Raw genomic sequence first — 14,222 nt, forward strand, 5'->3', positions numbered from 1 at the left:
TCATAGGTCAATCCTCTCATATAGAGATTAGTGGATTGACACAGAATTTCTAACACTCCCGATGGGATTGAAGAAGCTAATAATATCTATGATCTTTTTGACCATTATTTGAAAGGCACCACGACATACACGCGTACCTCCACACCCGCCCCAGTCGAAATTGTACAAACCGCCAAAACCTCCCATGCTCGTCCAGCCCCTTCCTATCTGGTAGACGTTGATGAGAGGGTTCTAAAGGCCTCTAGTCTATCAAGCAATACTGATAAGTGGACGTGTACTGATGAACAGTCGGCTGACCCTGGTACCGATCGGGCCGAGCTATATGTTTCCGCTAGAAAGGGCTTAAACCGACAGTCATCTCGATTCAGCCGGAATCGCCGGAACAGGGCAATTGGCGATTCCTTGTTGCGCAGGAGCGTGGCTGCGAGTAGCGATTCAAGATATGCGAGCAGGGGCGTATTGCGTGCACTAATTGGAGAGCTGGCGTACTCAATAAGCCGAGGTGGTCCCGGCACTATGCTGCTTCTCGAGACTTTGCTTCCATGGGGAAGCTCGAGCTGGTTGAACTTGTTAGCCGATTCTAGAGATCCGGATGATCGCAGACTGGAAATCACCGAAGCAAAGATTTTACTTCATGTGCGCCTGGTGCTGCCTCCGCCAGGAGAGCGTGGCGACCTTGTGTGTAGTCCGTCAATAGAGGAGTTTCAGATACCTCTTCCTGAGTTTCTTAACGCTTCAATGGCGCGTCTTTGGAGGATGGAATTAGATGAACTCGAGACTGAATTAAAGCAGGAAGAAAAGCTTTTAGATTCAATACAGCGCCGAATTAGGCGTTCTGGTGATGCCGAAATTAGCAGGGCCATGATTTCTCGAGTACTCCACAAATGGCTCGAGGACCGAGATGTAGATGATCCGCATAGGTGCCTGTTGCTCGGCGCAGATCCTCGAGACTATCCAGGCGCAATCTACTCTCGGATAGATCAATATGATGTATGGAAAATATTTTCAGCCTATTGCAGTGATTTGACCTCGATCTCGTCCGTTGACCTATACGTAGAGTCCTGCCCTTATGCGCCTGGGGAACGCGTTGGTGGTACTCGGAGAAAACCGCGCTATGGTCCGATTATCGATTATATGGCCGATTTGCGGCGAAGAATTAGGGAGCATAAGGGGGTCTTCTGGGAGGTTCACAATTGGATCGTACTCTACATCTGCAACGTGTTGAGTCTTGTTACAGGCTACCGGCCGATAATAGGAATCCTCGAGCATCGATTAGATATTGATTTCCATAGCGGTAGAATATTTGTTTCAGATAAGGAGAATCGTAACGCAAAGAATCATCGAATCGTTTACATCCCTGATTGCGTCGTTGAGCTATTAGAGACTTGGGAAGACTATCTTATTTCGCTGGCGAAGCTCACGAATCTTCGCTTTCCAAACGTGGCAGCCGCGGCAAGAGCTGCGCTGGAAGATGCCACTCCAAGGGGTGAAGAAACGAATGGGTACCTGTTCTGGATTGATAGTACTAACAAAGGCCCGATGCCAGGAGTCCAAACGCCAGAGAAGATCAAAGCCTTACAGAGAGGCTACTGGGATACTCATGGAAACTGGCCGCGACATGTCCACAGCTCAGCCAGCAGAACAGGGAATGTGCCTCGCCGCATCAGTAACCAGACGATGGGCCACGAGCCTACCGGACTGGAGCTGGATTCCCGCTACAGCGCCAGGTCTATCAAGGACTGCCAGGAGAACGTTCCTAGATTGGAAAGGCTACTCAGCGATCTGGACTGTGTGCATCAACTTGTGCTGCCGGAGCTTCGACTGTGAGCGATCTGGATCGAGCTTTCGACGCGAAGACCTTAAATCCTTGGCTCTGTGAGCTATTTGGTGAGCAGCAATCTCAACATACAGATCAATATGCGCGTAGGAAAGCGCGCCGCCTGGAGAAAGTATACGAAGCTCGTAAGCGCGCAGCGGAACTAATATCTGAACGGATGCCACACATAGCAGGATTAACTCCTGACGCAACAGATCATGATGCGCGCCTCGAAGACTTCGAGTACTTCGTAATTGAGGAGGTATCAGACAGGAAAGAGCGAAATGAAATCCTCTCAACAACGGCAGACTATATCGTTCACCTGAACAAAGCTCACGGTTTGCAGTTGGAGCTTCCGGTGGAATCCTGTAGACCATTGCTGCCTTCTAGGCGACGCGATCGGTCTTGGTTCCAGCGCTCAACGTTCGCGAAATCAATATCTATAGAAATGGAACGTTCCTTCTCAGAAGGCGATTTTTCGGGTGAGTTGACGTCCGATACGTTGTTAGCGTTAGTGGTAACCTCAGCGATCCTCAATGGGGGGCTGTGCACCTCAGCTGCTTTGGTGGCTTTATGTAAGCAGCTTTCGAAGGATAAACCATTGTGTCGATCAGTTCTTGAGGACGAGACTGACCTTTTATGGATAGACCTCGCCTACTCATCTCGAACGGTTGGAAATCGACGGGAGGGTAAAGCCTTAGTCCGATATTTTCGCTGGCACCCAGACCCAATTACGCTCGGATGGATCGGACGTTATCTAGCCTCTGGAAACACTCTTTCAGCCAAATCTATTAATTCAGATCAAATCTGGGGCTTACTGCACCAAACCTTCTGTCGAGTTAAGCCAACTGATTGGCGTAGGTTCAGTGGTCTTGATAGTTTCGCCAAGCACGCATTGATTTCGCTTGAGGAATCGGAAGGTGTGTATCTTTCCGAATGCTTGATCAGCTCCAGTTTGGATATTGTTCCTGGAGTGTCCTTAGATTTAGAGCAATGGAACTATGCGTTATCTGGTGTTGCCAGTGTTGTGGAGAACATCGACTTTTCGCATTCGAGACGATATATAGCAAGTACAGGAGTCAACGCAGAAGATAGTTTAGAGGTTTCCGCTAAGGGCAGGACTTCTGTCAGTAATGAAGAAGATAGTCTAAGGCTTGCGGTGGCTGCACTGGATCACCGTCGCGAAAAACGGAGTGAGGGCCAGATTATTGCTGCTCTTGAGGGCCTAGATGTAGATCACTGGTCTGACGCGGGTAAGTTGCTGAGAGATTGGCTGCTGTGCCTCATTCAGGATCCGAAGTATTCGCTGAAGAAGGCTTCCTCCTTGACTACTTACCTGAGCAAATTCGGTGTTAGATGGTTAGCTGAAGCCGATGGATTAAAAATCGTTGGGCATCCGTCTTCGTCACTGCTGGATTCGGTATACGTTGCTGCTATAGAGTCAGGCCGCACTGAGTATAGCCGGAGGGACATCAGGCAATTGGCAAAGATGTTCCATCAGTGGGGAGAAAGGGAAAGAAACTTCCCCTCTATTGATCGCTTTCCACCGGGGCCGCAAATTAGTGGTCAAGTCGTCAGGGCCCGCTATGTCCCGGCGTTTCTCTATGAAGCTTCACTCGAGGCCATTCACAAGGCGGTTGGTCTTACAGCCGACCAGAGAAAGGTTATTGGCTTTATATTTATCCTTCTCTACCGATGCGGATTTCGTATTGGAGAGCTACTGTCCATCAGAGTAGCTGATGTTGAGACTCTGGAGGATTTAGTATTTAAGGTCAGGCCCAATTCGTGGGGGGACCCAAAGCGAACTGCTTCCAGACGAAACATCTCGGTTCGCTATCTATTGTCTGACGTTGAGTACCGGAAGTTGTATCAATGGATTCTTGGCTTAAAGGCAATGTCGCTGCCCGCTGAAGAGCCCCTATTTACCTTTCTAAGGGGAGCACTTCTGCCTCTAAATAAGCATGTCGTTGGTCATTTTATTGCCACAGTACTAAGGCAGTGCTCCGGCGGTCTCAAGTTTTCACCGCACGACCTTAGACATACCCGATTCTCCGAAATGCAATTTATTGCTGAGGGTGAGTTCAATTGGTTTTCCAGATTCTCTGACTTGAGTGTTGAGCAAGCAAAGCGGATCAAGAAACGCATTCTGGGAGGCGAGACAGGCTCTCCTCGTACATACTACTGTTTTGCCGTTTTCTCTGGCCATTTGACTCCATATGAACTCGTGCACACTTACTTACATTTCACGGGGCTCATAGCCTGGGTCAAGATCACCGGAAGGAAGAAGGTAGTATCGCTAGACGAGGCAAAGGTATTCTCAAATCTGAGCACAAGGCGACTTAATCAGTTGAGTTATACAGAGCCTGAGAACGAGGGCGTTTCTATAGAGATACTTACTAAACCCATAGTGTGCTTCCTCAAGGATTTTACATCGCTTGTGGCGCGTCGCCGTAGAAAAGTTATCGGCTCGTCTTCCAGCAGCCCCTTGCCAATCGCGCATGATTCTCCTACGCATGACCTTGTTCGGGTGATACTTAGAGAGCATTTAGATGGTCTAAGTGTTTTACAGCTGTCCAGGAAGTATGAACAACCTATAGCCCGGGTAGAGAAATGGGTAGGTAACCTCGAGAAGGTATCATTACTGGAAAGCCGGTCTGGACGAATGCGAGCGTCTGGAGCAATACCTGCGGAATACGCCTCAGGATACCTGCCGCCGCTTCCTGAGCGTGGCGAGAGACCGAGATTGGCGACTATCATTGATGATTTGCGGCTGCTCTGGTCTGGTCGAAGTAGTGCCCGCAGTGCTATACGGTTTGTGATCAGTCACTACATTGAAGAGACTTCATCTGACCCAGGAACGAAGTTCTACAAGAAGCGTGATCTTAATCGCTTTCTCCGAGTTTTCTCACTGCTTAGACATCGAGTTGCCACAAGTTCATGGGCATTTCAGATCACAATCCCTGAGGACGCAGATGTGCAGTATTTTCTGGATTATTGGGAATTTCCGAGCCAGGCGAAGGTAACGATAAAGCGCCGCCCGGTGCTCACTCAAGCGTCAAACAAACATGGCGTGGTCAGGCTCAGATTGACTCGGACAGATAATGGAGAGACGAGCAAAATCATGCGCTACATGATGCCAATGCTGGCAATTATGGTGCTGGAAAACGACGACCCAGTATTGGAGTGATTGGTGAATGTGTACCTTGATTTCAATGTATAGAATCGCCAGGCTCCAGTAGCTCATCCTCTAGAATAAGCTTGGCTAACTGTAGCTTGTTTAGCTCCAGTAAGCGGGCCGAGTAGTCACGGACCATAGCAGCTTTAACATCAGTCTCCCAATTATCGCCACAGAAATCGGGTATTGTTGAATCTTCCAGTTCATACGTTCGACGCAATATGTTTCTTGTTGATGTGCGCAGTCGTTTAGTTTGTAGCACTTGATGCAGTAGTTCCTTGGCCTTCGCCGATGGCGGTTCTGCGATACTCAGTAGGCCATGAGCTGATCTAAGCATAGAGATTGTATTTAGCTGGTTATTGATGATGTTTTCCATTGCCATCCACGCGTCGTATTCGTCTTCGCCCCTATATTTGGGGAGTTCACTATTTTTAAGAGATAGCGTTATGTAGTAAGAGGGGAACTCGTACCTGATCTGTGTGTGTCCCAGTAATTGGTGGAACGTGTGTGTCATCAATCCATATCTCTAATGGCTTACGGGTATTCCCGTTTAAAATCTCACGACCTTTGTAGCAAATTATGACGCTGTCTTCTTCGGACCTCAGTCCTCTGAAGCCAGGGAGCACGGGTGGAATATAGTCGACCTGGTAGTATCCACCTTTCCATCGCCATATCGGTTTTGACTCCTTGTCAGTGCAGCGCATGTTTCCAAACTGACAACTCAAGAATCGAGCGGCTTCAATTATCCGCACAGTATTGTTACGCCACATGAATCTCATGTCCTTGCGTTCGGTTTATTGCATGCTTGCATGCTTTGGATTCGTAATCTATGCGAAAAGCCGAAGTTGTTGGCGAAGTTTCCTAGAGATAGCGGTATCTAAGGTTTTCCTATTTGTCTAACGTACTTAAGTTAAGTAAAAGCCTTTAAAAATAGTGTATTTCTACTCATATATGTAATGAGTTCTTAACCTCTTTTCCGTGTCGTGATACAAGTTAACTGACTGCAAATTACTTTGAGAGTTAGCTAGAAGGGTGTCGGTTGATGAGTGGGCGTATTGATGAGCTGAAAGAGAAAGTTCGAGGGCTGGCGCTCAGCATGGCCGAGCTTGAAATAGATCTGATAAGGGAAGAGGGTCTATTGAGAAACGCGATAAATGAAATGGCACTGTGGAAGAAGCGGCAAAGTTGTGTGTTTTCTCTGATGTCAGCAAGAGATATCGAAGATGGCCCCCCGAAACTGAACCCCTATTTCCCATGCGTTAAGACTGAGGACTCGGACACTGATTCGCCTGAGTGTTCCTATTGCGGTTATGATTATGTTGAAGTAAATGAAAAAAGTCTCACCTATCATTGGATAGATGGGGCCGACGAAGCTATTACGTACTGCTTGTCAAAAATACGTAACTTTGAAGATTCTGTTGGCATGCTGCGAGAAGATATTGAGTCGTTGCAGCGGGAAAAAACGTTCTTGATTCGTGAGATTGCGGCGCACATGTTGAAAGTTTGATTTTCCATATTCGGAGCTTTTTCGCTGCAGAAGACCTGAATCCCGTGCATTTGCTATTTGGCGGCGGCTAACTGGAAATCCGGGCGTAGATTTCGCCAGTGCTCCATCAGGCCTTCTTTGTGACTGTCATCCATCGGTAAATCTTTGAGAGCGTCAGGCCATGTACTACGTGCTCGCTCCATGGTCTCCAGGAGATGCGGCCTGATTGCCCTCCATGGGATGCCGGCTTTCCCGGCCCAATATTCAAACTGATCCATTGATGACTCGTACCAATCCTTGCCTCTACCCAGATTGAGGGCGAACTGTCTCTCATCTCCCATGTATACCCGTGTGGTCACGATATCGTAAGCGGGAGAAAGAACGGGAGTGATCTGGTCGGGATAGATTACGCTCCAGTTTTTCAGGTGTGCATCGCCATTGGCGAGCAGAATGTTGACCAGTAGCCTCCTCGCGAACTGCTGGGCGTCGCCCAAGCCGTCCTCACTGTATTCGTATAACACCCTACCAATTTGCTGGTAGTTGGCGGAACGGTATTTGTCTTGTGGATACTTGACCAGTATCTGAGCGAAATCTTCCATGTGGATGCGCGCCCCGTCATTTCGGTCGAAGCGGCGTATCGCAAATGCATACTGTTCATCGGGTAGATTGATTTCTGGAAGGTTTTCTAGCTTATCCAGCTCGACAAGACGCATGTCGGGTACCTCGACACCCGCCAATTCAGCCAGGCGCATAGCCGTGTACTCGTTGAGTGGCACATGTTTATGCGTGGTGGATGGGGTCTTGATAATCCAGTCCCCCAGTGCCCCTGACTCCGCTATCTGGTATCGCCCATCTTGTTCACGCATGGAAAACTTCATCTGTACGCCGGCGAGCGAGAACCTCTTCTTTTCGTCCTGCACCGTGGATCTGGTAGCACTGGTCTTTATCTCGTCGCCAAGGACGTAATCAGGAATGGCCTCGGGTTCCAGGGGGGTTGCGACCAGGGCCCCGGGAAGATCCTGCCCCAAGTAGGCGAATAGCTCGAATTCGTTATCTGTATGAGTTTTCAGCAGTTGCGCGAGGTATTCCCTCAGAGCGCCTTCTGGCAGTAGGTTTGAAAGTACCGGGTGAAGCTTTTGTCGTTTAGCCCATGGTTTTGCCATGATGGCGTTGGCCCTGGGGAAAGCGGGGTGAGTTATCAGGCTGAAGGTAGGTCGAGACTCGTTCGAGACGAAATCTGGAGAGAAGGTGAGAATCGTCCGCCCGTCCCGATACCCGGCCAGGTAGCCTACTACCGTTTCGTGGAGTGCAATCTCCAGCACGCTGACAACGTTCTCACCACTAGTCATCATCGTCCACCAGTAGGTCGTCCCAGGGGTCGTCCTCAAGAGGGCGTTTTATCACCGTCGCATTTCCGGTCATCGAGGCACCGCCTTTGATGATCTGTTTCCCAGCTAGTAGGTCCTCGACGTCCTTCAGCTTCTCCAGAGGTATAAGTACTGGCTGCATTTTGAGGCCTTTCGCTACTAGTTCTAATGTATCCAGGCGGGGGTTCCCCTGGGACTCCAGCTTTTGGTACTGCTGCCGCGACATGCCGACACGCATGGTCATGTCCTCCTGGGTTAATCCTAGAGACTTGCGGCGTTCCTTTAACTGTCGGTGAATTTTGCTCATCTGAGTCCCTATAGGCAACACATATGTCTACAAAGTAGATAATAGCAATATATTTATTTCTTTCAATAAAATAGCGCCATATAAATTGCATTTTCTGCGAGGGCCGAGGTTTTTTCTTAGAAGCAACATATATGTTTCATTTTGCATGTAGCTTATCCGCTAAGGCTACCTGGAAGGCCAATATGTTCGGATAGCGAATAATGGTTAGCAGCAATCTTGCCAGAGAGTTTGCTTCTTTATCGTTCTTTCCATTGAGCATAACCTCAACTATCGGTAACACTTAAGGCAGCAATGTTGCATTACAGAAAACGTTACAGATGTCTCTATTTTTGTCCTTCAGTAGTGATGTAGAAACCGCGTTTACAGATATCCTGGATAATCATGCGCCTCTGGTGTGGGAGGAGACGGGTGCAGATTTCTCTACTGTCAGAGTATGTGCGGGCATGGTCGCGCCTTACGGGCACCACCGGGCGCACTACAACAAAGGCTTGATTGCTTTTTCTGCACAGAACGAAAAATCATGCTTCAAAGAGAGCAATGGTAAATTGGTTCCCAGGCAGAGTCTGGATGTTGCCATTGGGGTTTTTTGGCATGAGCTAGCGCATCATGCTGTGTATGCCGCTAGTGCAAAACCATGGAAAGGGTTGAGGGCAGGTAAATCTACACACTCGAAGCCTGCATGGTGCTGGGCTGTCGCTAAGGCATGGCAGTATCTCCATCCCGAATGGTCAGGTACGCCCAACATGGTGGCGGATGAGTATCGCAGAAACGAAGGCTTCGCGAAGGTACTGCGGTCCTTCGTAGGCAATGAGCCGCCACCGGTTCTGGAAAGCGTAGTCTGCATGAATTGTGGAGACCCTCTCATTAATAAGCGAGCGGGCGCACGGTTCTGCAGCTCCAACTGTCGTGTAGCCAGTTTTAGAAAAAAACGACCTGGCCAGCCACAAGGATAATAGGCAGGCTCCTGTCTATTACGTTACTGAAGAGACTGGACCTGGCTCAGGCCGGGTGACCCTGAGAGTACAGTAAACGGCTGATACAAGCTGGCAATTTAATCTCACTGAGCCGCGGGATTAAGGACCATCAAAAAGGCTCAAACCAACAGGGAAAAGTAATGAAAACATGCGTCACATTGGTGAAGCGTGCGTTAGACTCACTATAGTAATTTGGCAAACCTTAGTTTTTTGCGGGGCGAAACATGGAAGTTGTGTATCTGAATCCAGAGGGGGTTCACGAATCTGAAAAGGAAGCTGTTTCAGTGCTCAGAGATAGCTTGCCAGGCAGCTGGAAAGGTTATGCATCTCTTGAACTGATAGACAGAAAGCAAGGTCCATCTGAAATGGACCTGATTATCGTTACTGCAGACAGAATAATAGTTGTTGAGCTAAAGAACTGGAATGGTCCTCTCCATTCCAAGAACGGACACTGGTTCGTAGGAGGTGATGATCGAGGCAGATCTCCGGTCAAGGCCACCGCGCTAAAAAGCAAGAAACTTGCGGGAAAGATAACTACAAAGCTCGGGACAAAACTCAAGAATGTCCCCTGGGTAGATTATTGCGTGGTTCTATGCGGTTCCTCTGATAATTCATCACTACCAGAAGACGAAAGGGATCTCGTAATCAGCCTTGATGAATTCAAGACCATCGGAAATCCAAAGGTATATCAAAAATGCTTCCCCTATAAAGTCCGTGCGTTTAGGGACAGCAAAGATCGGCCGAACCAACAGCTTGAAGTGTGGGATAAGTTCTTCACTGGCAACAGCCCAGATTTTGGGCCGAAAGTCTATTCCTTCAACAATTACGTGGTGTGTGGGAAAGCTCTATTCTCGCATCGGAAAGGTATCTACAAAGAATTTCAATCACAAAGAAAGGATAACAAAAACTATAAGGCGCTAATGCGTAGATGGGATTTCAACTCTCCCGAGGTTATTGAGCATGCTCAAACCATAGAGGAACGCAAACTAATTGGTTTTAGGGAGTCGAATGTTCTTGGATATATCGATAGCCAAGATGAAGACTTGAAGTCGATACATCTTGGGCTCTTACATATCCCAAGCCCAGAAGAAATTACCGCAGATTTTTGCGAGCTCTACGAGTGGCCCTCAAATCGAATGAGGCTGGATGAGTTCATAAATAAGAACAGAGATAAATTAGATAAAAGCGCTAGACTCGACCTTATACAAGTGCTGCTTAGTCATATTTCAAGATTACACGAAATTGACGTGGCACACAGGGATTTAGGTCGGCATAGCATCTGGGTAGCGTTGCCTTCTAAAATAACTTTTTCCAATTTTGTAACCGCCTCATACCCCGACCCGTCTAAAAAGACAATGGTTAGTGTTAGAGATATTCTGCAGGCAGGTCGAACCGAGATCCCCGACGATGTACTAGAAGATAAAAACGGAACACAGTACACACGAGACGTTTACCTTTTGGGTGCAGTCGCGCACTACATTGCCTATGACGTCTGGCCTGCCAGAATCGATGGGCTTTACACCTGGGAAGAAAGGAATAACGATCCATATGAATCGTTGCTTAACGACTGGTTTGAAAGCTCGCTAGAGATGGATGCCTCGTTGAGATTTGCTAATGTAACCGTTGCACTACACGCGTTTAATGAGGTTCATCAGAGATTCTCGCATTCATCTTCAGTTGATGATGCAATTCTGACAAAACACATTTCCGAAATAAACGTCTGGACTGAGTACCAACCAAGCCCAGTTGTATCTAAGGGCACCGAAATGTTGCTCAGATCTGGTGATGGCAATTTCGGTATTAAGTTGTGGAATGGAGTTCCGCAGATATTGCCTAGCAAGTCACCAAATCAAGAGCTTCTGGGCTTTCTCTATCGGAATCAGCAACTAAAGAATGGAGCACTCTCGTGTTTTCCTAGCATTAGTCGGTTTGGGTATAACCCAGCCATGCAAGCGGCCTTTCTAGTCTATGAGTGGATTGATGGGCAGACGTGGAGTGAATGGCACTCCTCGCTGAAAAGTGGTGATGAAGTTGAGACAGCTTGCAAAAATATGTTACTCGCGCTTTTGGAGCTTGAAAAACATGGGCATAGCCATGGAGACATACACCCAGAAAATGTAGTACTTAAAAATGATGAGAACTGTGGCTCGTCTGTTCCTGTGCTTATAGATTTCGCCCATTTGGGACAGTCGAACGGAAAGCCATATTGCAAAAGTTACGTTCCTGACAATCACCACAATTTGTCGGTGGGCTCGCTGGACAGATATGCAAGCGTAAGGATGATAACGGAGGTAGCTGAGAAAGCTGAAAGCTTAAAGCTATATAAGTACTCGAAGCAACTCACGCTGCAACCGGAAATCACACAGGGCGATATCGTCAGGTTCGCTGATGAATTTGATGCCCTCACCGCCCCATCGACTTTCGAAGCCACTACGATTTATGCTGTGAAGGCACAAAAAATCCCAGAAGATTTTGAGCGCGATGTCCGCTCAGATGAGGGCAAGTACTATGTTTCGGTCAAGGAGGCGAATCTAGAAGATCCCAACCCGGTTATTCGTATGTTTATATCCGGAATGTCTCATCAAATCGACCTGCATGTGGATCCTGAAAACGGAGACACAAAGCGTATCTTTTTGAAGAATATCTCCCATTCTCAATTTATTCGTAACAAAAATACATGTGACATAGAAATTGAAGGTCGTATTTCTGTAGAGCAAAGTCTTCACAATAACGCCAAGGATCTGATTCTGGCGGTTCTAGAATCGCCTGCTATCTCGTCGAAGTCTGAGTCTGATAATGATGAGGAAAAATACCTTAAGACTTTGAGCGCTGACGGTAAGACCGAGGTGTCCGCCAGAGAAATCTGGTCAGCATTAGCGCAAACGGAAGAAGAGACCTATCCGAGCGTAGTAGCTGTGCATGATTCTGAGCGACGGCGCGATGAAAGAGTGATTATTCAGTACGGGTCTGAGAATAGTGTCATCGACTTTGATCTCAAAGTTGACACTGTGAATGTGCAGAGAGAAGTCAGGGGTGAGTATCGAACTGTTGGCGTCCTTGAAATGAATACTATGAATCTTCTACAGGTAAGGCCGACAAGGGGAAGATTTAGCATAGACGCAGGCGAGAGCATTCGGCTGGAAAGTTCTCTGAATGCTTCTTCGTTATTCAAGCGAAGGGCGGCGGTCGAGACTCTCACGAAGAATCGCTCGATAATCCCAAACTTGCCCGACTTTTTTAGTACAGATGTTAAAGTTTCTCCGCAAAAGTTCTCTGAGCCGCCATCAGATAGCGAGCTAGACCTATATACGAAAAGGGACTCTACTGGCAACGTGATCTTTTCTCTCAATGAAAATCAGCGTGAAGCCTTTAAGAAGCTTTACTCGCATGGTCCTGTTGGCCTTCTTCAGGGGCCGCCTGGTACCGGTAAGACGGCGTTTATAAGTTCCTTTATTCATTACGCGATTGAAAACGGTGCACAGAATGTTCTACTCGTTAGTCAATCTCATGAGGCGGTCAATAATGCAGCAGAAAAAGTTCGGGAACTTTTCGATACCCAGGATAAAAGAATAGGAATTGTCCGGCTGGGTAATGAGGGTCAGGTGTCGAGAGGTTTAGAAGACGTCCACGAACTTGCAATTCAAGATCATTATAGGGAGCGATTTAGGGCCGAATATAGGGAAAGGTTGCAGAGTTTAGCTTCTCCATTGGGCCTGGAAAAGGAGTTCGTGAATCTGTGTATTGAGTATGAGTGGGGATTTGCATCACGACTTGAAAAGATTGGTGCTCTTTCTTCTATTCAGGACGAAGAGGAGGCTGGTAAGAAAGTAGAGTCTGCTAAAGCCAGGCTGCTACAGAAGATTGAACTATTTTTGGAGAGGAGCGACATTAACCTGGACTTACGTGTCGATGTCGGGCTTATTAGCGAGCAGTTCTATAGGTCCGCCGTAGAAAAGTTTCAAATTGATGCTCAGGATTCAGTCGACAGACTCCGCCAAATGTTGAGCTTGGCCAGGGAGTGGCTGAATGTGATGTCCTCGAGTCGAGCAAATTTCCAGCATTTTTTAGTCAAAACACGTAACCTTGTTTGCGGAACTTGCGTAGGGATTGGTCGATCGCACTATGGCGTGAGTGAAAATGTCTATGACTGGGTTGTAATAGATGAGGCAGCGAGATCCAGTGCAGGCGAACTGGCAATTGCAATGCAGGTTGGCCGGCGTGTTCTGCTTGTGGGAGATCACAAGCAATTGCCGCCGATGTACGATGATGCGCATTTAAAGGCCGCACAACGAATTCTACCCAGAGTGCCAGAGCCTGAGATGCGGAGAAGTGATTTCGAGCGAAGTTTTGTTTCGGGTTACGGGGAGAAGATTGGACAGACACTCCTCTTTCAATATCGAATGGCTCCTCCAATAGGCGGACTCGTCTCTGCCTGCTTCTATGATGGGCTACTGCAGACTGCGCGAGGGCCTGCCGATGAATTATTTTCAACGTTCCCTTTAGATGCGAATAGCTGTGTGACATGGGTTGATACAGCCCCCGCCGGTGCATCCAGCTATGAGGACATAGCCAGATCTCATTCAGATAGCAATCGGACCTACGTGAATAACTATGAAATAAAGTGCGTACTAAGTATCTTGGCGTCTGCGATATCAAGCGATGATTTATTGGAATATATGCATGGAAGAGACGACACAGACCCAACGATAGGGGTTATTTGTATGTACAACGGTCAGAAAAATGCTTTGATCAGGAGGATGAACTCTATTACTTGGTCACGAGAGCTGATCGAAGCGGGAGTAGTTAAAATTGATACTGTCGATGGTTACCAAGGTAAAGAAAATGATGTCGTTATACTTTCACTGGTTCGTAATAACTCAAGGATCAACGAAGGATTTCTAGGCGCTGGAGAAAGGATCAATGTCGCCTTGTCGAGAGCCAAGGAAAGATTGTTCATTGTCGGTTCTTCTCTAATGTGGGATGGCTATAACGAGAATTCTCCTCTGAGTAAAGTTTTAAAACATATTAAGGAAGCTACTCCAGATGAGGGGTTAGAATTACTCAATGCTGAAAAGTTAATGGAAGCGGAGTAACCAC

The 14,222-nt window shown here is 47.6% G+C and carries 6 protein-coding genes; 4 read left to right on the forward strand and 2 right to left on the reverse strand.

Going from position 1 to position 14,222, the window contains the following annotated elements:
* The first annotated feature begins 516 nt into the window (after positions 1–516).
* From C0039_RS19375 to C0039_RS19390, 3 genes are all read left to right on the forward strand, one after another.
* The gene (locus tag C0039_RS19375) at positions 517–1,827 is read left to right on the forward strand and encodes a hypothetical protein (RefSeq protein ID WP_101519020.1); all 1,311 of its coding nucleotides are present in this window, start codon (positions 517–519) and stop codon (positions 1,825–1,827) included.
* On the forward strand, positions 1,824–5,003 hold the full coding sequence (locus tag C0039_RS19380) for a site-specific integrase (RefSeq protein ID WP_101519021.1): 3,180 nt from the start codon (positions 1,824–1,826) through the stop codon (positions 5,001–5,003). The genes C0039_RS19375 and C0039_RS19380 overlap by 4 nt, the downstream gene beginning before the upstream one ends.
* A gap of 1,030 nt (positions 5,004–6,033) precedes the next feature.
* Entirely contained in the window at positions 6,034–6,498 is a 465-nt protein-coding gene (locus C0039_RS19390) for a hypothetical protein (protein ID WP_101519023.1), read from the forward strand.
* 53 nt (positions 6,499–6,551) lie between these two features.
* On the opposite strand, the gene C0039_RS19395 is transcribed toward C0039_RS19390, so the two are convergent.
* Both C0039_RS19395 and C0039_RS19400 read right to left on the reverse strand, forming a co-directional pair.
* A complete protein-coding gene (locus tag C0039_RS19395) occupies positions 6,552–7,829 on the reverse strand; it encodes a type II toxin-antitoxin system HipA family toxin (protein ID WP_207796489.1) in 1,278 nt (425 codons plus the stop codon).
* Positions 7,819–8,151: a helix-turn-helix domain-containing protein gene (locus C0039_RS19400; RefSeq protein WP_101519025.1), complete on the reverse strand. Its 333-nt coding sequence runs from the start codon at positions 8,149–8,151 to the stop codon at positions 7,819–7,821. Before C0039_RS19400 ends, C0039_RS19395 begins: the two co-directional genes overlap by 11 nt.
* 1,198 nt (positions 8,152–9,349) lie before the next feature.
* Here C0039_RS19400 and C0039_RS19405 point away from each other — a divergent pair.
* Positions 9,350–14,218, forward strand: a complete 4,869-nt coding sequence (locus tag C0039_RS19405) for an AAA domain-containing protein (protein WP_101519026.1) — start codon at positions 9,350–9,352, stop codon at positions 14,216–14,218.
* Positions 14,219–14,222: the final 4 nt, after the last annotated feature.

This window comes from Pseudohalioglobus lutimaris (assembly GCF_002866825.1).
GTDB classification, from domain to species: domain Bacteria; phylum Pseudomonadota; class Gammaproteobacteria; order Pseudomonadales; family Halieaceae; genus Halioglobus; species Halioglobus lutimaris.

Bases quoted from the DNA above. Each gene is read 5' to 3' on its own strand.
- C0039_RS19375 (WP_101519020.1), top strand. From the start codon at position 517: ATGCTGCTTCTCGAGACTTTGCTTCCATGGGGAAGCTCGAGCTGGTTG.
- C0039_RS19390 (WP_101519023.1), top strand. From the start codon at position 6,034: ATGAGTGGGCGTATTGATGAGCTGAAAGAGAAAGTTCGAGGGCTGGCG.
- C0039_RS19395 (WP_207796489.1), bottom strand. From the start codon at position 7,829: ATGATGACTAGTGGTGAGAACGTTGTCAGCGTGCTGGAGATTGCACTC.
- C0039_RS19405 (WP_101519026.1), top strand. From the start codon at position 9,350: ATGGAAGTTGTGTATCTGAATCCAGAGGGGGTTCACGAATCTGAAAAG.
- C0039_RS19400 (WP_101519025.1), bottom strand. From the start codon at position 8,151: ATGAGCAAAATTCACCGACAGTTAAAGGAACGCCGCAAGTCTCTAGGA.